The 19,821-nt window shown below is 55.7% G+C and carries 20 protein-coding genes; 12 read left to right on the top strand and 8 right to left on the bottom strand.

Features of this window, described 5'->3' with window-relative positions; all coding sequences use genetic code 11:
* The first annotated feature begins 37 nt into the window (after positions 1-37).
* From ACX3M4_RS30735 to ACX3M4_RS30685, 11 genes are all read left to right on the top strand, one after another.
* The gene (locus tag ACX3M4_RS30735) at positions 38-757 is read left to right on the top strand and encodes an ABC transporter ATP-binding protein (protein ID WP_459359588.1); all 720 of its coding nucleotides are present in this window, start codon (positions 38-40) and stop codon (positions 755-757) included.
* Complete coding sequence (locus ACX3M4_RS30730; RefSeq protein WP_459359587.1) at positions 757-1,464, top strand: ABC transporter ATP-binding protein; 708 nt, start codon at positions 757-759, stop codon at positions 1,462-1,464. Before ACX3M4_RS30735 ends, ACX3M4_RS30730 begins: the two co-directional genes overlap by 1 nt.
* On the top strand, positions 1,461-2,324 hold the full coding sequence (locus tag ACX3M4_RS30725) for a branched-chain amino acid ABC transporter permease (protein WP_459359586.1): 864 nt from the start codon (positions 1,461-1,463) through the stop codon (positions 2,322-2,324). Before ACX3M4_RS30730 ends, ACX3M4_RS30725 begins: the two co-directional genes overlap by 4 nt.
* A gap of 18 nt (positions 2,325-2,342) precedes the next feature.
* Positions 2,343-3,425 carry a branched-chain amino acid ABC transporter permease gene (locus tag ACX3M4_RS30720; protein WP_459359730.1) on the top strand — a complete coding sequence of 361 codons (1,083 nt, stop codon included), beginning with the start codon at positions 2,343-2,345 and terminating at the stop codon, positions 3,423-3,425.
* Positions 3,418-5,175 carry an FAD-dependent oxidoreductase gene (locus ACX3M4_RS30715; protein WP_459359585.1) on the top strand — a complete coding sequence of 586 codons (1,758 nt, stop codon included), beginning with the start codon at positions 3,418-3,420 and terminating at the stop codon, positions 5,173-5,175. The genes ACX3M4_RS30720 and ACX3M4_RS30715 overlap by 8 nt, the downstream gene beginning before the upstream one ends.
* A 6-nt stretch (positions 5,176-5,181) precedes the next feature.
* On the top strand, positions 5,182-6,072 hold the full coding sequence (locus ACX3M4_RS30710; RefSeq protein ID WP_459359584.1) for an intradiol ring-cleavage dioxygenase: 891 nt from the start codon (positions 5,182-5,184) through the stop codon (positions 6,070-6,072).
* A gap of 1 nt (position 6,073) precedes the next feature.
* Positions 6,074-6,907 (top strand): beta-keto acid cleavage family enzyme, encoded by an 834-nt coding sequence (locus ACX3M4_RS30705; protein ID WP_459359583.1) that lies wholly within the window; start codon positions 6,074-6,076, stop codon positions 6,905-6,907.
* Positions 6,908-6,927: 20 nt separating this feature from the next.
* Complete coding sequence (locus ACX3M4_RS30700) at positions 6,928-7,584, top strand: malonic semialdehyde reductase (protein WP_459359582.1); 657 nt, start codon at positions 6,928-6,930, stop codon at positions 7,582-7,584.
* Positions 7,585-7,700: 116 nt separating this feature from the next.
* Positions 7,701-8,780, top strand: coding sequence for a C4-dicarboxylate TRAP transporter substrate-binding protein (locus ACX3M4_RS30695; protein WP_459359581.1), 1,080 nt, complete (start codon positions 7,701-7,703; stop codon positions 8,778-8,780).
* A gap of 15 nt (positions 8,781-8,795) precedes the next feature.
* Positions 8,796-10,757, top strand: coding sequence for a TRAP transporter large permease subunit (locus ACX3M4_RS30690; protein WP_459359580.1), 1,962 nt, complete (start codon positions 8,796-8,798; stop codon positions 10,755-10,757).
* Positions 10,758-10,804: 47 nt separating this feature from the next.
* Positions 10,805-11,053, top strand: a complete 249-nt coding sequence (locus ACX3M4_RS30685; RefSeq protein ID WP_459359579.1) for a YciI family protein — start codon at positions 10,805-10,807, stop codon at positions 11,051-11,053.
* Positions 11,054-11,395: 342 nt separating this feature from the next.
* Here the strand turns inward: ACX3M4_RS30685 and ACX3M4_RS30680 are convergent, their stop codons facing one another.
* The 7 genes from ACX3M4_RS30680 to ACX3M4_RS30650 all read right to left on the bottom strand — a co-directional run bounded on the left by ACX3M4_RS30680 (position 11,396) and on the right by ACX3M4_RS30650 (position 17,432).
* The gene (locus tag ACX3M4_RS30680) at positions 11,396-11,995 is read right to left on the bottom strand and encodes an NADPH-dependent FMN reductase (RefSeq protein ID WP_459359578.1); all 600 of its coding nucleotides are present in this window, start codon (positions 11,993-11,995) and stop codon (positions 11,396-11,398) included.
* 46 nt (positions 11,996-12,041) lie between these two features.
* Entirely contained in the window at positions 12,042-12,566 is a 525-nt protein-coding gene (locus ACX3M4_RS30675) for an ester cyclase (RefSeq protein WP_459359577.1), read from the bottom strand.
* A 29-nt stretch (positions 12,567-12,595) separates the two neighbouring features.
* On the bottom strand, positions 12,596-13,570 hold the full coding sequence (locus tag ACX3M4_RS30670) for an ABC transporter substrate-binding protein (RefSeq protein WP_459359576.1): 975 nt from the start codon (positions 13,568-13,570) through the stop codon (positions 12,596-12,598).
* Positions 13,571-13,641: 71 nt separating this feature from the next.
* Positions 13,642-14,466, bottom strand: coding sequence for an ABC transporter ATP-binding protein (locus tag ACX3M4_RS30665; protein ID WP_459359575.1), 825 nt, complete (start codon positions 14,464-14,466; stop codon positions 13,642-13,644).
* A 7-nt stretch (positions 14,467-14,473) separates the two neighbouring features.
* Positions 14,474-15,340, bottom strand: a complete 867-nt coding sequence (locus ACX3M4_RS30660; protein ID WP_459359574.1) for an ABC transporter permease — start codon at positions 15,338-15,340, stop codon at positions 14,474-14,476.
* Positions 15,337-16,185 carry an ABC transporter permease gene (locus ACX3M4_RS30655; RefSeq protein ID WP_459359573.1) on the bottom strand — a complete coding sequence of 283 codons (849 nt, stop codon included), beginning with the start codon at positions 16,183-16,185 and terminating at the stop codon, positions 15,337-15,339. Before ACX3M4_RS30655 ends, ACX3M4_RS30660 begins: the two co-directional genes overlap by 4 nt.
* Positions 16,186-16,319: 134 nt before the next feature.
* Positions 16,320-17,432: an LLM class flavin-dependent oxidoreductase gene (locus ACX3M4_RS30650; protein ID WP_459359572.1), complete on the bottom strand. Its 1,113-nt coding sequence runs from the start codon at positions 17,430-17,432 to the stop codon at positions 16,320-16,322.
* A gap of 135 nt (positions 17,433-17,567) precedes the next feature.
* On the opposite strand from ACX3M4_RS30650, the gene ACX3M4_RS30645 reads away from it, so the two are divergent.
* Positions 17,568-18,488 (top strand): LysR family transcriptional regulator, encoded by a 921-nt coding sequence (locus tag ACX3M4_RS30645; RefSeq protein ID WP_459359571.1) that lies wholly within the window; start codon positions 17,568-17,570, stop codon positions 18,486-18,488.
* A gap of 123 nt (positions 18,489-18,611) precedes the next feature.
* Here ACX3M4_RS30645 and ACX3M4_RS30640 read toward each other — a convergent pair whose 3' ends face one another.
* Positions 18,612-19,715, bottom strand: coding sequence for an alpha/beta hydrolase (locus tag ACX3M4_RS30640; protein WP_459359570.1), 1,104 nt, complete (start codon positions 19,713-19,715; stop codon positions 18,612-18,614).
* Between the last annotated feature and the right edge of the window lie 106 nt (positions 19,716-19,821).

The following is a 19,821-nucleotide window of genomic DNA, read 5'->3' as shown; positions in this document are numbered from 1 at the left end:
CGCAGGCCATGCCTGCGCTCCTTCGAGGACCACACTCATGGCAATTCTCGCTTTAAATAACGTGTCAAAATCCTTTGGCGCGCTGCGTGTGTCTCAGAACATCACCTTTGAGCTTTCCGAAGGCGAAGCCCTGGGCGTGATCGGTCCGAACGGTGCCGGCAAGTCGACCCTGTTCAATCTTATCACCGGCAATATCGCGGTCGATGAAGGCCGGATCGACTTCCTCGGCCGCGAGGTCACGCAAGTGCCGCCGATGGACCGCTGCCTTAGTGGCCTGGGGCGTACATTCCAGATACCTCAGCCGTTTGAAAAGCTGACGGTGTTTGAGAATCTCGTGGTTGCCGGGGCTTTCGGCAACCGGTTGCCGGAAAGAGCCGTCTCCGAGCATTGCGCCGAGATCCTCGTCGAAACCGGTTTGATCGGCAAAGCCAACGAGCTTGCTGGGCGGCTCGGTCTTCTGGAGCGCAAGCGTCTTGAACTTGCCCGCGCGATGGCAACCCGGCCCAAGCTTCTTTTGCTCGACGAGATCGCGGGCGGACTGACGGAGGGAGAATGCCAGGCACTCGTCGCAACCATTCAAGAAATCCATGCGAGCGGCATGTCGATCATCTGGATCGAGCATGTCCTGCACGCCCTGACCTCGGTGGCTGAACGGCTGCTGGTCCTCGACTTTGGCAAGGTCATTGGCATCGGCGCACCGGACGCGATCATGAGTTCCAGGGAAGTGCGCGAAATCTACTTGGGGCTCGACGTCTGATGGCACTGCTGGAAACCCGAGATCTCACGGCCTTTTACGGCGACTTCCAAGCTCTGTTCGGTGTCAATATCCGTCTGGAAGAAGGCGAAACGGTCGCCATCATCGGCGCCAACGGAGCTGGCAAAACGACCCTGATGCGCTCTATTTCCGGGGTTCTTCGCAACCGGGTGGACGCCATTCTGTTCGATAAGACTGAGATAGGCGCCATCCATGCCGCTGATATCGTTAAGAAGGGCATCGCCATGGTGCCGGAGGGGCGCAAGCTTTTTCCGTCACTGACCGTCGAGGAAAATCTCCTGATTGGCGCTTATGGTCGCAAAACCCGTGGGCAATGGTCACTGGATACCATCTACCAGATGTTTCCGGTTCTGAAGGAGCGGCGCAGCAATCCGGGAACCGCACTTTCAGGTGGCCAGCAGCAGATGGTCGCGATCGGCCGGGCGCTGATGTCCAATCCGCGCGTGCTCCTGTGCGACGAGATCAGCCTCGGCCTTGCACCCGTCATCATCAAGGACATTTACGCCGCCTTTCCCAGGATCAAGGAGACGGGCACCTCCATCATCGTGGTCGAACAGGACACTGGACAAGCGCTGAAAATTGCCGATCGCGTCTACTGCATGATGGAAGGCCGGATCACATTGGAGGGCACTCCGTCCAGTCTCAGCCGCGATGCCATCCACAACGCCTATTTCGGAGCTTCGGCATGATCTGGATCGACACCATCGTGCAGGGCATCCTGCTGGGCGGTCTCTATGCTCTGTTTGCCGCGGGCCTCAGCCTGGTCTTCGGCATCATGCGGTTGGTTAATCTGGCCCATGGCGACCTGATTGTCATGGCAGCCTATCTGATCCTGGTTCTGGTTTCTCTTCTCGGGATCAATCCGTTCGTAGCGGCTCTGATCGCAGCGCCTTTCCTCTTCGGTATCGGCTGGCTTTTGCAGATGCATGTGTTCAACCGGACGCTGGGACCGGATATCCTGCCGCCGCTGCTGGTAACCTTCGGCCTCTCGATCGTCATCCAGAACGCACTGTTGGAAGGCTTTTCAGCGGACAGCCAACGCCTGACGCTCGGCCCGCTCGAAACGGAGTCCCTTGCGCTTGGGCTCGTCAATGTCGGTGTCATGCCGCTGCTGACCTTCCTCTCCGCGATCCTGGTCATCGTTGCCCTCAACCGTCTGTTCTACAGTACGTCGCTCGGTCGGGCGTTCCGGGCAACCTCGGACGATGCCGTCACCGCAAGCCTTATGGGCATCCGCCCTCAATCCATCTTCGCAACCGCCAGCGGCATCGCCATGGTCGTCGTTACCGTTGCCGCGCTCTATCTTGGCACGCGGGCGAATTTCGACCCGACAATCGGACCAGCTCGACTGATCTACGCTTTCGAGGCGGTGATCATCGGTGGGCTAGGCTCTCTCTGGGGCACTCTCGCCGGCGGCATCATCATCGGCCTCGCCCAGACGCTCGGCGCAGCCATCAATCCGGAATGGCAGATCCTAGCCGGGCATGTCGCCTTCGTCATCGTCTTGTTGTTCAAACCGCGCGGGCTTTTTCCGCGGGCCGTGGACTGAGGGAGAACCATCATGATCATGCCCGTAGACACTGCCTGGACCGTCGAAACCAGAACCCGGACATCGACAAGCTTTCTGGGGATCGCCGCGGCGCTCGTCGTCGTGCTCGCGCTGGCACCTTTCTACGCCTCGCGCAGCTTTATCCAGGATCTCTTCTTTATCCTGACCATGCTCGTCCTGGCACAGGGCTGGAACCTGCTGGCTGGCTATGCAGGACTTGTGTCGGTAGGGCAGCAGGCCTTCGTCGGCATTGGAGCCTACGCGATGTTCTCGGGGGTGGTTCTACTTGATCTGGACCCGCTGCTCTCGATCCTGCTGGGTGGTGCCGCAGCGGCCTTGCTGGCGGTGCCGACCGCCTATTTCACCTTCCGCCTGCAAGGGGCCTATTTTGCCATCGGCACCTGGGTGGTCGCGGAAATCGTCCGCTTGAGCGTTGCCCAGTGGAAAGCTCTTGGCGGGGGCACTGGCACCTCGTTGCCGCGCAGCGCCACCCGCGACATGTTTGGCCTCGATTTTCTCCAAGATACCTTCGGCTTCAAGAGCTCCGCCGCAATGGACGTGATCACCTTCTGGCTGGCGCTGGGGCTCGCCGTGATCACGATCGGGGTCGTCTATCGACTATTGAGATCGCGTCAGGGACTGGGTCTTGCCGCGGTTCGCGACAACCAGAATGCCGCCCGGTCCATCGGCGTCGACGCGCAGCGCATCAAGATCATCGTGTACCTCAGCGCGGCCTTCATCACCGGACTGGCCGGTGCGTTGATTTACGTACAGAAGGCTCGGATTTCGCCGGATGCCGCCTTCTCGGTCCTGGACTGGACCGCCTACGTGATCTTCATTGTGGTGATTGGCGGCATCGGCACGATTGAGGGGCCGATCCTTGGCGTCCTGATCTTCTTCGCCCTGCAGAATTCCCTTTCCGGTTACGGCTCCTGGTACCTGCTGGTCCTCGGCCTGCTTGGCATACTCATCATGCTGTTCGCCCCACGCGGGCTATGGGGTCTGTTCACCGACCGAACAGGCTTCGAACTCTTTCCTATTCGCCGCAGGCTTACTGGCGGCTTCCTCAAACAGTCATCCAAGGGAGGTCCTCATGGCTGATTTTACAACCGATGTGCTGATCATTGGCACTGGTCCAGCAGGATCTGCAACTGCGGCATTGCTTTCGACCTATGGCATTGAAAACATGGCGATCAATCGCTATCGCTGGCTTGCCAATACCCCCCGTGCGCACATCACCAACCAACGCACCATGGAGGTTCTGAGGGATCTCGGCCACGACGTCGAAGAGGAAGCCTATCTCTTTGCCTCGCATCAAGAGTTGATGGGCGAAAATGTCTTCTGCGAGAGCCTGGCCGGTGAAGAAATCGGTCGTATGAAAAGCTGGGGCAATCACCCGCTCTCCAGGGCCGAACACCAGCTGGCTTCACCAACCATGATGAATGATCTCCCGCAGACATTCATGGAACCGCTTCTGTTCAAGACTGCTTGCTCACGCGGCACACAGGCACGTATGTCGACCGAGTATGTGTCGCACGAACAGGACGCTGAAGGTGTCACGACGACCTGCCTGGACCGTCTGTCAAACAAAGAATTCACTATCCGGTCAAAGTACCTTGTCGGCGCGGACGGCGGTAATTCTCTTGTTGCAGAGCACGCGGGTTTGCCTTTCGAAGGGAAAATGGGCGTCGGCGGTTCGATGAATATCCTGTTCAGGGCAGATCTTTCGAAACATGTCGCGCACCGTCCATCCGTTCTCTACTGGATAATGCAGCCGGGCGCGGATGTCGGAGGTATCGGCATGGGCCTGGTGCGCATGGTGCGTCCCTGGAACGAATGGCTGATCGTCTGGGGCTACGACATCAGCCAGCCGGCGCCTGAAGTCGATGAAGCCATGGCGACCGACGTTGCGCGCCAACTTGTGGGTGACCCGGAGCTGAAAATCGAGCTTCTGTCCGCCAACACCTGGACCGTGAACAACATGTACGCGACCCATATGCAAAAGGGCCGGGTCTTCATCATGGGCGACGCCGCCCATCGCCATCCGCCGTCCAACGGTCTGGGTTCCAACACCTCCATTCAGGACAGCTTCAATCTCGCCTGGAAACTCGCGGCAGTCCTGAAGGGACAAGCTGGCGAAACGCTTCTGGACAGTTACAGCACAGAACGGGCCCCGGTCGCCAAGCAGATCGTCACGCGCGCCAACAAGTCGATAACGGAATTCGGGCCTATTTTCGAGGCCTTGGGCATGGGCGAAGGAGTCGATCCGGACGTCATGCAGAAGAACCTGGTGGCGCGCTGTGACAGCACCGATGCCGCCGAAACCCAGCGCGATACCATCCGCAAAGCGATTGCGTTCAAGAAATATGAATTCGACGCCCATGGCGTAGAAATGAACCAGCGCTACAAGTCGAATGCCGTTGTCACTGATGGACAGCCTGAACCTGCCTTCGAGCGTGATGCGGAGCTGCACTATCAGGCCACGACCTGGCCCGGCGCGCGAATCCCCCATTGCTGGCTGTTCGATCACGAGACCGGCGACAGGCACTCGACGCTCGATCTCAGCGGCGGCGGCAAGTTCGCGCTCTTCACAGGCATTGGCGGCGAAGCATGGGAAGACGCCGTCAAGTCGGTTGGCGCGGAACTCGGGCTTGACGTGGCGGTCTATGTCATTGGCCCGCGCAGAAAATACGTCGACCACACCGGCGATTGGGCCCGCGCCCGCGAAGTCGGCGACAAGGGCTGCATTCTGGTGCGCCCGGACCAGCACGTCGCCTGGCGCAGTTCCGGCCTGACCAGCGATCCGGTAAATGATCTGCACCGGGTCTTCAAAAACATTCTCGCCAGATAGGAGGCCATGATGGAAGCTCACGAACTCGGATATTTCACCGAAGAAAACTCCGCCGAAGTCGTCACCGGCCGCAACAGGAATTCCGATAGTCCGCGCCTGCAACAGGTTATGGAGATCCTGACCCGGAAGCTCCACGAAGCAGTCAAAGAGATCGAGCCTACTCAGAAAGAATGGTTTGAGGCGATTCAGTTCCTGACCGCGACAGGCCACAAATGCGACGACTGGCGCCAGGAATTCATTCTCCTTTCCGACGTTCTGGGTGTGTCGATGCTCGTTGACGCAGTGAACTCTCGTCGGCCAAGTGGGGCATCGGAGAACACGGTGCTCGGTCCGTTTCACGTTGGCGACGCGCCGGAATACGAGATGGGTCACAACATCTGCCTCGACGAAAAGGGCGAGGACATGCTCGTCTGGGGGAAGGTGACAGATGTCGACGGCAAGCCGCTTGAAGGCGTCAAGATCGATGTCTGGCAGGCCAATGACGAGGGCTTTTACGACGTCCAGCAAAAAGGCATCCAGCCGGATTTCAATCTGCGCGGCGTCTTCCGCACCGGCGCCGACGGCAAATACTGGTTTAAAGCGGTCAAACCGAAGCACTATTCGATCCCGGCGGATGGCCCTGTCGGCGACCTCCTGAAACGTCTCGGCCGCCACCCGTTCCGCCCGGCACATCTGCATTACATCGTCTCCAAGATCGGTTATGACGAACTCACCACGCACATCTTCGACCCGGACGATCCCTACATCGATTCCGACAGCGTCTTTGGTGTCAAGAAGAGCCTGATCGCGGATTTCAGGAAGATCGAAGATCCAGCCAAGATCTCAGCAGCCGGCTTCGATGGCAGATCCTACTGGGACGTCGAATTCGACTTCGTTCTGGCACCGAAGAAGGCGTGAAATGGGAAAGCCTTGCATCATATGCGTTGCGATCACCGGCTCGTTGCCGCGCAAGGAGCATAATCCTGCCGTGCCGATCACGGTTTCCGAACAGATTGAAAGCACCCAGGAAGCCTTCGAGGCCGGAGCTACGATCTGCCACGCCCACGTGCGCAACGACGACCAGTCGCCGTCTTCCGATCCGGAGAAATTCGCGCGGCTGAAGGAGGGGCTGGTAAAGCACTGTCCGGGCATCATTGTTCAGTTCTCGACCGGTGGCCGCTCGGGTGCCGGCCAGGAACGCGGCGGAATGCTTCCACTCAAGCCGGATATGGCGTCTCTTTCCGTCGGTTCGAACAACTTTCCGAACCGGGTTTACGAGAACCCGCCGGATCTGGTCGATTGGCTCGCCAGTGAAATGAGAAGCCACGGTGTCAAACCGGAGATCGAGGCCTTCGATCTTAGCCACATTCTGCAGGCAGCCGCCATGAACAGGGACGGCAGAATTCCCGGTGACATGTACATCCAGTTCGTGATGGGCGTGAAAAACGCCATGCCAGCCGACAAGGACGTTTTTGACTTTTATGTCAGGACAGTGGAGCGGCTCTTGCCGACTGCACAGTGGTGCGCCGCCGGGATCGGCGCCAGTCAGCTCACTCTAAACGAATGGTCGATCGCCGCCGGTGGCCATGCCCGCACAGGATTGGAAGACAACATTCGCATTGACCGGGCAACGCTTGCTCCGTCGAACGCGGCCCTTGTCAGACGCACGGCAGATGTCTGTGCGGCCCATGAGCGGCCGGTCGCGACGCCTGCTCAGGCCCGGGACATTCTCGGTCTTGCACCAGCCTCGTGAAATCCAAACGGAGAAATCAAATGACCGACGTCAACCAGGCCGCGGATGAAATTGCCCGGCGGTCTGCCAAAACACTTCAGCAGGCTGGTCTCAAATCGGACGAGGACACTCTACGACTGCTCTTCACAGAAGCTCGAACCCATTACGGCTGGCAGGACAGGGATGTGCCGGAAGGGACCCTGAAGGACCTCTACGAAATTGCCAAAATGGGACCGACCTCAATGAACCAGCAGCCGATGCGGGTTCTGTTCATCCGCTCAGACGAGGCCAAGGACCGGCTGGAACCGGCATTGATGGAGGGCAACCGTCCGAAGATGCGGTCCGCCCCCGTCACCGCGATCATCGCTCATGATTTGAACTTCTGGGAGGAACTGCCGCGCCTGTTTCCGCCCAACCCGTCCGCTCAGGACATCTTCCGCAATAATGCGACGGCAGCTCAGGTGAACGCCTTCCGCAATGGAACGCTTCAAGGCGCCTATTTCATGCTCGCTGCCCGCGCCGTCGGGCTGGATGTCGGCGCGATGTCTGGGTTCGACAACGGCAAAGTCGATGAGGAATTCTTTCACGGAACCTCGGTCAAATCGAACTTCCTCGTCAATCTCGGCTACGCCGACACGTCGAAGATTTTCAGACGCTTGCCACGCATGGACTACGCAGAAGTCTGCCAGACGCTGTGAACGGAAGGCCTGGTCCGAAGCTTTTGCCGGGCCGGGCCGGGTCTGATCCGGCTCCGTACGGTGTCGCTGCAGGAGGATGCAACGAAGCCGCGAAGACCACTTGAGGAGGACGTGAAATGGAATTCAGGTACAAATATTCAATTCGCGCGCTGCGCGCCCTTGCCGTCGGCTTCGCCATGGTCGCCGTCGCCGGTTCCGTGCAGGCGGAAACCTATAAGCTTACCATCTCGTCCAGCCATCCAACGGTGCTTCCCTGGGTGGGACAATTGTCCACGCTTGTGGTTGGTGAATCCAATCAGCGCCTTGAGGAAATGGGATCACCGGACCGGATCGAGTGGACGGAATCCTACGGCGGTGCGCTTTACGGTTTCAAGGACACGCTGGAAGCGGTCGGAGACGGTCTGACGGATGCCGGATGGGTTGGAACACTCTGGGAAGGCTCGAAAATGCCGCTCCAGAACATGACCTATTTTACGCCGTTCGTGTCTGACGATCTTGTGGAAACGCTCAAGATCATGAACGAGCTTCACCGGGAAATGCCCCAGCTGAAAGAGTCCTGGGAGAGCCAGAATGTCGTTTTCCTCGGCGCGAGCGGCGTTGAGACATATCACCTTTTCACGAACTTCCCGATAAGCACGCTGAAGGACCTGGATGGCCGCAAGATCATCGCGCCAGGCCCCTCCGCAAACTGGATCAAATCCCTCGGAGCGGTGCCGGTAAACGGGGCGCTGCCGACTTATTACAACCAGATCCAAACAGGGGTTGCCGACGGTGTCGTCGTGATCGTGACCGGTGCCGTCCCGAACAAACTTCAGGAGGTCGCCCCGCATGTCACCTTGGTTGGTCTCGGCGCACAGATGACAGGTGGCTTCGGCATTAACAAGGATGTCTGGGAAGGGCTTTCTGACGATGTTCGCAAAGTCCTGACTGAACTAGGGGAAGAATACACAGTTGCGCATGCGCAAGAGGTGCTCAGCAGATATCGGAATTTTCTTCAAAAGCTTCCTGAAAGCGGCGCAGTTGTGAGTGCCTTGCCCGAAAGTGAGATCGAAGCCTGGGCGGCAGGCCTACCGAACCTTGCGCAAGATTGGGTCGCGGCAAACGCGGACAAAGGGGCGGGTGAAGTGCTCGAGGCCTACATGGCCAAAGTCCAGAAGGCCCAACTGTCTCCCCGCATCGACTGGGCTAATCGATAATTGGAGGATGACGCCGTGACCCATTCACTAAGGGCATTCCGTCATGGCGTCGACCGAACGGTGGGCGGGGTTTCCTCGCTCACCGGCGCCGTCAGTGCCGCAGCTTCGGTCTGGATCTTTTGCCTGATGCTGCTGATTTGTTCCGACATTATCGGGCGAACTTTCTTCAATGCACCTGTGCAAGGCGTTGCCGAGATCGTGGCAAACTCCATCGTCGCCATCGTTTTCCTGCAAGTTGCTCATACGCTCATGAACGGTCGGATGACCCGCACCGATATTCTGATCGGCAGTGTCGAAGATCATCGTCCTTTTGCTGCTGCAACGATGCGCGTCTTCTTTCACCTTGCAGGCCTTTTTGTCTTTGCCCTGATTGCCTGGGGAACGTGGCCGAAGCTGATTGACGCTTGGGTCGAGGATGAATTCTTCGGCGCTCAAGGTGTCTTTACTGCTCCGGTCTGGCCCATCAAGGCCTGTCTTTTTGGCGGTTCTCTCCTGACCTGCCTGGCCTTTGCTACCCAGGTTCTGCGTGACATTAAGGATATTCTCAATGCGTCACGTGTTGAGCATCTCACTGTCCGGCACTCGGTCACGCTTCCGCCCAAGGGGCTGCCCATCCTGATCGCCTTCGCCTTGCTTCTTGTGCTTGGTTACGGCGTCTTCATCGCAGATCTTGGCCGCATCGAAATCGGGATTGCTGCCATTGGTTTCATGTTGCTGCTGATCTTTTCCGGCGCGCATATTGCCGTCGTCCTGATCCTCTTGAGTTTTCTGGGTATCTGGCTCATTCGGGATAATCCGAATGTCGCCATGCGTTCGCTTGCCCTTGCCGCGGACGGTGCCATCAACCGCTATCTGTTCGGCGTCGTTCCGCTGTTCGTGCTCATGGGGCTGATCGTCGATACTGCGGATATCGGCCGCGACGCTTACAGGGTTGCCGCCTGGTTGCTTCAAAAGGTTCGGGGCGGTCTGGGAATGGCGACAGTTGCCGCAAATGCCGTCTTTGCTTCGATCACCGGGATTTCCATTGCCTCAGCCGCTGTCTTCTCGCGGGTGGCGGTGCCGCAGATGGTAGCCAACGGTTACAACAATCGCTTTGCGCTCGGCGTGGTCGCCGGGTCCTCCGTCCTGGGTATGTTGATACCGCCGAGCTTGCTGTTGATCATTTACGGCGTGCTTGCTGAGCAATCTGTCGGCGCGCTGTTCCTTGCCGCCATTGTGCCCGGTGTTCTTCTTGCGCTGGTTTATGGGGTTGGCATCTACCTAATGGCACGCTACCGGCCGAAAATGGTGATGCAGAGCGATCGGCCCGTCGTTATCGAAGGGGAGACCTGGGGGACCGCCGCCGTCAAGCTGGCGCCCATTACCGCACTGATGGTTATCGTTCTTGGCGGCATCTATTCGGGTTTTTTCACACCGACTGAGGCAGGGGCTGCAGGCGCCGCGGCCGCGATTATTGTGGCGGTCATCAAAGGCAGTCTCACCTGGCCCCGTTTCTGGCGCGTGTTGGTCGATACCGGGCTTGTCTCCGTCTCGATCCTGCTTCTAATCATTGCAGCCTCAATGTATTCCCGAATGTTGACGCTATCCACCATTCCGCAGGAAATCACCATGCTGTTTTCCGACGCCGGTCTCGGGCTGATGGGCTTTATGCTGATCTACCTGCTGCTAGTGGTCTTGATGGGCATGATCCTCGACAGCACGTCAATCATGCTGATCATGCTGCCATTGTCCCTGCCGATCGTCAGCGGTCTCGGTGGCGACTTGATCTGGTTCGGAATTGTCACCGTGATTGCGGTGGAGATCGGATTGTTGACACCACCCTTCGGCCTGACCGTCTATGTGGTGAAAGCCACGATTTCGGACCGGAACACAACACTTGGCGACATTTTCATCGGCACCTTCCCGTTTGTGCTCATGATGGCATTTGTCACGTTGCTTCTCACCTTTATTCCAGCACTCAGTCTGCTCTTTGAGTAGGAACATCATCCAAGCAGTTCGTGGTCTATGCAATCGACGAGCCGGACATGCTCCGGAAACGGCTGGAAGTGCTCGAAACGCATCGTCGTTTTCTCGACACCGCCCCGGCTGGGTACGATGTCAGGGTGCTTCTTTCCAGACCGCTGGTGGCCGACGATGAAAGCACCATGCGTGGTTCCTTCTTTCTTCTGGAGGCCCAAAGCCCGGCCGCAATCGAGAAACTGTTTGAAAGCTATCCATTGAGGGCAGCCGGTGTCAGGGACAGTTTTCAGGTTTCGGCGGTTCACATTCGGTAGAACAGCATGGGAAATGGAACTGGCTGAATTGCTCTGGGCGATCAAACGTCCGGTGCGCAGAAACGCGCTCTACGTAACAGAAGTCGGATATGGGGACGCTTAATTAACTGGCTTGTTATCGGCGTCTGATAGACCCTCGGCAACATGTGCATAAGCTGCGCTAAGATACTCGGTAACTCGATTAGCCGCTCAAGACGAATTCAGCGGGTCATCTCTTTATTAACGCGTTCAGTATCGGGGAGGAAAGTCACCATCCAATAGCAGAGCGCAAAAGTAGATTGGCTTCTATTTTCCACACTGTTGCGATGTGTTGTCATTCCGGGTTTGATCCGATGTCAAATATCATTCCGCAGCAAACGCGTCCGATGTCGATCCACGCCGCAACAAGTCGATCTCGGCAATCAAATCGGCAAGTGCGTCACAAAGGAACGCGATTGTTGCCTCATCTTTCAGTTTGCCTTCAGCTATTTTTGATCGGACATGGGTAATTGTAACCGGGGGCCGAGGAATAACTCGGGATCGCGTTGCTGCAAGTGTTTCTCGGATCTGCGAATGCGCGCGTACGCCACCAAGTGCGCCGGTTGAGGATGATACAACAAGGACTGGAAGGCCGGCGAGGGCGGAGCTTCCATGCGGGCGGGAAGCCCAATCCAGTGCGTTTTTGAGCACACCGGGCATCCCAAAATTGTACTCAGGGGCCGCAATAATAAGGCCATCTGCCGCAGCAATAGCACTTCGGAAACGGCTTACCGCTTCCGGCGGATTGTCCGTATCAAGATCGGCGTCGTAAAGCGGTATGTCGCTCAGCGACAAAATTTTCAAGGATGCACGCACCGGAATGAAGTCTTCAATATTTTGCAGAATCGTTGCATTGAACGACCCTTTTCGGAGACTTCCCGGTATTCCAGCTAGTGTCACTGTACCTGTTGCGCATGCACTCATAACTCTGTTCTCCGGTGGCTACTAAAGGACAACAATCCTTGGCTCATTATTGCAATGGCTGGGAAAGACCGATACCAAGTTGATTGCAGAGGCTAAGTTCGTCTGCAATGAACCAGCATTCGGCGATTTTTCCTCTTTCGAACCGCATGACCGATACCTCGGTCATTTCGATAATTTTGCCGGTGCCCGGAACTCCGTAGAGCAATCCGACGTGACGCGCACGCACTGTGAAAATGCACCAAACGCGATCTCCTTTGGCGATAACGTCCTTGATAATGTTCTCTCGTCCTTCAAGAGCGGCATGATCCAACTTCGCTGCCGGATCACCGGCCCAGACAGGCAGGTGCACAATTCCCCGTCGATGAACGACAAAATTGTCAGACTGGAAACTCGAACGATCGTGGACAGGCGCGGCTCTGTATCGCACGAACGTCTTGAGATTGAGCTCTTCCTCACTTGAGAGATCTTGAGACTTCCTTGTCTCCATGACCAGGCGGCATACCAAGCTGTCAATCTCTTCGTAGTCAAAATTTGAGTTCAGGTCGGTTTTTTCTGGATATCCGCCGGTCATGGACTGGCCCTCGTCTTCTATAGTAATAGTCAATTTTTGGGTTGAGCGGTGCGGTCGAAGTTTTTCATGTCCGGACGCTCTTTAATGATGCCGTAGTCGTACATCACGTCGACCATTTCGTTGATTTCATCAGGCATGGAGGGAGGGTAAGCGAAACTCGGCAGCGCAATTTCACGGAGCTTTTCAACGTCCTGTTTGGTTGCTTCGGCCAAGGCTTCATAAACGGCCCCAGGGTCTCCCTTGGCGTCTTGGACTGCGCGAGTGATCGCCCTTTGTATGGCTGCCACAGTGTTGGGATTTTTGTTCGCGAACTCCGTGGTCACGGCAAGACCGCCACCAATAGAGCGAGCGATGTTATCGTCTTCGGAGTCAAGATTGCTCCAGATAACTTTGCCGGCGAACTCCTTGCGGATCTGACTGCGCATCGGATCGAAGATGCATGCACTATCGACGCGTTTTGCCCCGAAAGCGGCAACCTGATCGGCGGGCGACAACTTGACGAAGCTAAAGTGATCTTCTGGCAGGCCTTGATCTCTCGCGAGTTTTTTCAAAGCCATGACGCAATAGGTGTTCGGAGAAATCACTGCCATTGAATGACCACCCAGATCCTGAAGTGTTTCGATTGCGAGATCTGGCTGAACAAGAATTTCCCACCGGGTGTCGTAGTCGACATTCGCGATCAGCGACACCGGAGCGCCTTTGGAAGCAGCTTGGATTAGACCGGAAATACCGGCCCAGACAACATCCGACGATCCGCTCAATAGATTGTCGGTGACGGAGCCCGCAGCCATGTCGCGTTGTGCTTCAAATTTGATGCCTTCGTCCTCGAAGTATCCGTGTTCTGCGGCGATCCAGACAATTGATGAGCCTGCAGATGGGAGTCCGACAAAGCGGATGTCAGTGACTTCCGGCGCTCCTTCTGCGTATGCTCCGGCGCATCCCAAAACGGTGGCTGATAGTGCCAAAGCTCCAGATTTCACTATTGTTTTCGCAAACTGGTACATATTCCAAGTCCTCCACTTGTTGGAAATTATAGGCTCTTGATCGGCTTTTTTTCCTGCACTCAAGCGTGCAGTCACACGCGACCGAACGAAGCTTCGCGGACGAGACGTGCTGCCTCAGCTCTCAATTTCACAAACTCCGGTATTTCTCTCGTTGCGATTTGGTCCCGTTCTTCCGGCAATTCGACCGGAATTTCTGCGACCAACCTTCCCGGCCTTGTGCCCAGCACTAGGACGCGGTTCGAAAGGTAGATGGCCTCGTCGATGTCATGTGTTATGAAAACGGTTGTCATGCCGTAGGTTCGATGAATTTCGAGGGTCAGATCCTCGAGCTCGGCGCGCATTTGTGCATCAACCGAAGCAAAAGGCTCGTCCATAAGTAGGACCTGGGGGCGATAGGCGATTGCCCGGGCGATCGCGACCCGTTGCTGCATGCCTCCGGATAGTTCCCAAGGGTACTTTTGCTCGTGGCCAGCCAGTCCGACAGACTTCAGCGAAGTTGCCACCCTTTCCCTTCGCTCTCGGGCATCAAGCTTTAGGGAATGAAGGCCAAAGGCTACGTTTGAATGTACTCGCATCCACGGAAACAGCGAACGGCTGTAATCCTGCAGCACTACGCCTAGGTTGTCCGGAACGCCCTTCACTTCCACTCCAAACATCTCCACGGAACCCGTTGTTGGGGCCATCAGGCCGGAGATCATTTTCAAGAGCGTGCTTTTTCCGCAGCCGGACGGTCCAAGAATACAGACGAACTCGCCCGATCGAACATCAAGCGAAAGGTTGTCGACTGCAACAAAGGCATTTTTGCCTTGTCCATAAGTCTTGCCGAGATCCTTAATTGACAGAATCGGATCCGCTTTCACGGCAGCTTTCATGTTCCAGTTTGCGTGATACTGCATGGGTTCGTTACTTTCTTTGTCCGTGGGCACCCCGGTGCCATCCAAGAAGTCGTTTTTCGATCATCAGGAAGCCGGTGTTGAGCACGTAGCCAATCAATGCGATCAGAAGGAGTGCTGCCCACATTTCGACAACGTCGTAGTTCTGCTGGCTGTTAATCAAAAAATACCCAATGCCACTGCTCGACAGCACCCATTCAGAAACGAGCATGATGATCAGCGAAAGCGACAGGGTTACGCGCAGCCCGGCAATAATTTTCGGCGACGCCGCAGGCAGGACGATGTGGGTAAACTGTTTCCAGCGTGGAACTTTGAACGCCTCACCAGTTTGGCGCATTACCGGATCCAATGATCGGACCCCCTGCATCGTGTTCAATAGAACGAGCCAAACTGTCGCGAAGGAAATAGCGAGGATCCTGGTCGTATCGGTGGCACCAAATACGATCAGAAACGTCGGGATCAAGGCTGCTTTGGGTATGGAGCGCAGATAGCTTACGACCGGTTCGATATAAGCTCGCGCCGCCGCGTTGCTTCCGGCAACAAGGCCCACGATGATGCCGATCGTGCCGCCCAAGGCCCATCCTCCGAGGGCTCGGGAAACACTTGGTACAACGTCAGCCCAAAAGGCTGGCGTGACGAAGAAGGAGCTTGTGGGCCCAGAGAACCAGAGCTCCTTGAATTTTGCGAAAATTGCAGACGGCGGATGAAAGTGGAATGTCGCATTGTCGTGAAGTGCGAGCTCCCAGAGGGCAACGATTGCGATGATCAGCCCGAACTTCAGGAAGAAGCCCTTCAAGAAGTTGAAAACGAATGCTGCAACTCGTCCTGCTGGACTGCCTATAATAGCCGGAACGTCGATTGAGTTGATATTTGTCATGATGCCTCTCCCTTTCGCGTATCCCAACCCACGAGGCGATCGGCGAAGGCATCCGCGATCAGGTTCATGCAAAACCCTACGATCCCGGCTGCGAGCAAGATGGCGTAGATAACGTGCGGCTGATATTCAACATTTGCCTGCTGCACAAGGAGATAGCCTCCAATGCCCTGCGGGCTTCCGATGACAATCTCGGAGGCAATAACGATGACGACAGAGATTGGCAGCGCGTATCGTACACCTGTGACGACAATAGGTGCTGAAGACGGCAACATCACACGCCACCAAAGGCGGAATCCGTTCACACGGCAAGTGCGGGCGCTTTCAATCGCGACCTTGTCGACGGAAGCAATGCCATAGATTGTGTTGAACAGGATTGGCCAGGTGGTCACATAGATGACCAAAGCAAGCTGCATCTGCAATCCAACGCCAATCGTGAATATGAAGACTGGTATCAGGGCAGTTGCGGGAAGCGACCGCATCAAGTCGATCAAACCACGTGTCGACTGATTTGCGACAGGGCTTGTTCCGAGAAGCAATCCTAGGGGAATGGCGATGAGACAGGCGATCGCCAGCCCCAACAAGGCGGGTCCAATCGATTGCAGCACCGCCAAATGAAAGTCTGTGGAATGTGCCAAATTAAGTATTTCCGAGAGCACGAGCGTTACGGAAGGTAGAACCCGCTCATTTACTAGCCCGGATAAATGCACTAGCTGATAGATTGCGATAACGAGGAGAGCGCCGACGATCCCCTTAGAAATTGCAGCGAAATACGGATAAGCGTTCAGTGTGATCCGCTCCCCGAGTTTTTCCAGGGTAACTGGTTCTTCGTTCGTGGGATTTCTCATGACGTTCTCCTCCCATGGATCCGACTTCATGTTCCCGTATTATTGCGTAGTGTGGTAGCTGAAGATGTTTCAAAAAGGCTGCCAGGCGCTTGCCTAACGCTATTCCAACCTGCGCCTGACACTAAAGGTAGTTGTCATTCAGCAGCTGCAACGTGGCGATTAGCAGGAACCTTGTGCTGCTGTCGGGACGAAAGTTTCGGCATTACCTCCTCTATGAAAAGATCTAGCTGCCGATTTGCTTGTTCGCGGGTCATGTGGCCGTAGTTGAAGCACAATTGAGTGTGGTTGATCCCACCCGCTTTACACTGCTCTAATTTGGCCAAAACAGTATCAGGGCTGCCGACGATCATTGCTCCCTTGATGAAGGCTTCCGGATCTTCTGCGCTCACACCTAGCACTTCTCGTGTGAATGAGGGGGAGCCCTGACCGTCTGGACGAGGCGCCGACCAGGATCTGCGCACTCCCTGTGCAAGTCTTTCGATTATAATTCGGGCCTCCACCTCGGCCTCTTTGTCACTTTGGGCGATGACAACCTGCCTGGTCAGCGAACTCCACTCAATCAACTCGTCCTTTTGGGTCTGGTTGAGGGAGGTTTTTTCGAGCTCCTTCCTATATAATGCCATGCGATCGAGTATAACCTCGACCGGAGCTCTTGCGGTCATGAGGTACCAGCCGCGCTGCGCGGTCCAGATAACACTTTCGTCACTCTGTGCGGCGCGGGCGAATTTCGGCCCGCCGTCAAAAGAAGCGGGCATAATACGTGTCGACAGGAAACCCCTGTCGTATGTTGTTTCCCAATTGTAATGTGGATCGCTCGCTTTCTTAGCTAGCGCCGCTTCGACAACTTCGATGACTTCCATCATCTCCGGATGCCTGTTCTGCGGGTTTCGTCCGAGTGCAAAAAATTCGACCGGTGATCCGCCAGCGCCCATTCCGATGATGACTTCCCCGCGGCACATAATGTCGAGAAGATTGCATTGTTGCGCCAACCGAATGGGGTGGTGAAGTTGCGGCACAACGATTGCGAGGGAAAGTCTCGTGCCCGAACGTACCTGAGGTGCGAGATAAGCCGCCATCATCATGTTATCGCCAAAAGTGTTGTAGCCAGATACATGATGTTCGGTCATGGCGACCCCATCGAAGCCTGCTTCAGTTGCCCGGAGTGCCTGCTCAATGCTCAAATCGATCTGTGCCAAATCCGTTTCGGGGGCAAGTGTTTGCGGGTTAAGGTAAAGCGAAAGACGCATAGTTTTGTCTCCTTGCGCAGTGATGTGTCACCGTCTGCCATTCGATGCTCATTGGTTGTTTGGAAACAGTGCCCTAGACGAGATCATCCTAAAAATGCATAATTCTCATATCTTGATAACTATTATGCATGAATCATGAAGCAGCTGTCTTTAGAGGCCTTTGTGGCCGTGGTCGACGTTGGGACGGTTACCGGCGCTGCCGAACTTCTGCGCCGAACACAGCCCCAGGTCAGCAGACTAATCACCGAGCTTGAGACCGATGTTGGCTTCGAATTGTTCGTCAGGGAAAGGCGGAGGCTGGTGCCGACGCAACGAGGCATGCGGTTCTATTTTGACGCCCGCAGAGTGCTCAACGGCGTAGACGATCTCAGGCGCATCGCAGAGGAGATCCGTACCGGATCGGAAGCGGTCCTGCGAATTATGGCACCGCCTTACATTGCAAACACGGTGCTGGCGCCAGCGCTGTGCGCCTTCCGAGAACGCTATCCCAACCGCCGTTTTGCTGTGGAGCTCGTCAACCGGAACTACATGGGAAACTGGATGTCATTTCAACCCTTCGATGTAGGGATCGCGTCGCTGCCCTTCGAACTGCCATCAATCCGCACGCGCGGTTTTGCAGTGGTCGATACCGTGGTGGTGCTGCCCAAGCGCCATGATCTTCTCCGTCACGACGTGATCGAAATAAAGGATCTGGACAATGTGCCCTTCGTCGCGTTGAGCAGGTCAACCCCGCTCAGACGTCTCCTGGAAGAAGAGTTCACTCGCACCGGGTTAAAACTGAATATTGTCGGCGAAGCTCCAGGAAGTGGCATTGCCTGCGATCTCGTTGCTCACGGGCTCGGCATTACGATCGTGGACGCTCTTCAACCCATTGTTCTTGATCCGAAAAAGCTTGAGATCCGTCCCTGGAAGCCGGGGTACAGCTCCGTCTTCGGGCTCGTCTTTCCCTCAGAGACCAAACCGACCGCCGCAGCGCTAGAATTCGGTACGTTCCTGATGGAGGCAACTTTGGCCGCAAGCCAGAAATTCATCCGGCGCATGAGCGAGCGAGGATGAGGCGGAATGCATATTGGCTTTGCGGACGACCGGATGCATCCTTAGGTTCAAATCGCACATCGTTTGAGCCAACACAGATGCCATCGCGCAAGCGACTTTGCAAGTAATCTCAAAAAGAGCACATCAGTCCGTAATGGCGGGTATTATTCGCACACTTACCGGCAGTTTGCGCGCAAGGTCGTCCGCATCCGGTTCACGATACGCATCTTCTTCGTTTAGCCATCCGCCAATTAGCTGGACAAATTCATGAGCGCTCGCGAACTTGCTGTGATTGAGATTTGAAGGGTCTCTAATTGCAGTAAGATCTATCACGGTGACCCCCAATTTTGCCAATACCTCGCCTTCTTCGTCGCCAACACGGTCGATGCCGCCGGCAATTTGTCGGGACAAGGCCAATGCCTTGTCATCCTCGGAGACCAGGATGTAGAAATTCCGAGCCCCTTTCGGAAAGGCCTTAAGCTGCTTCTCGAAGAGCTCCACATCGATATCCGGAGCTGCAAGCACGATGGAACTGATCTTCCCCGACTTGTTAAATTCTCCTGTGAGCTGATCCTGACGCATTGCTTCGACCGCCAGAATATTTCCCATCGAATGACTTACAAAATTCAAGCCCGTGGTATTTGTGGATGCCAAAAGTCTGACGGTTTCAGATAGCTCGTCTCGGGCGTGCAATGCGCTGTTGAGATCATAGGCGTATTGAAAAGTTCTCGCTCTGGACGGCCATGAAAACACGATAGGGACGCCTTTGAACCCGGTGTCCTGGACAATTTGCGCCATCCGCATGACAGATGCAGGCAAGTCCGTGTTGTAACCGTGAATGAAAACCAAAACCTCCCGCTCGGATCTTGCTCGATTGTTGAGAGTCCGGTTCAGATCATTCTTAAATGCTTCTTTGCCCGCGAAAACGACGGGATTCAGTACAAGAAAATTGCGCCTCGGATCCGGTGGGAGTTGCGCTGGACGGACGACATGCCCTGGTGTTCGTATGGGCGGGATAGAAACACTAACTTTTGCAAAGCTTAAACCTGTAGGGTCTCTCTCTGAAGAAAAGAGCAGCGTTTCATCAGACGATCTTTTTCGAGTTGTTGCGACGTAAACTATCTGAAAAGCAGTTCCCTTTACTTTCGATGCGGGAGTTGAAGGATTGTCGACGCCAACAATGTTGCTGAGTGGTGTCGAACATCCAGTCAGGAGCCAAAAAAGCAACGCTAGAGTATTAATTCTCATCGGTTTTGCTCCCAAAGAAGTCTGTCAAGATGGCAAAAAAGTTCCGATGGGCTTCAGCTTACGAGATTTTTATTTTTAGTGCCGACGTAATGGCGATTGTGCACAA

Source organism: Roseibium sp. M-1 (genome assembly GCF_054515675.1).
Note: the sequence above shows the minus strand (reverse complement) of the source record. Positions and strands in the feature narration are given on the sequence as shown.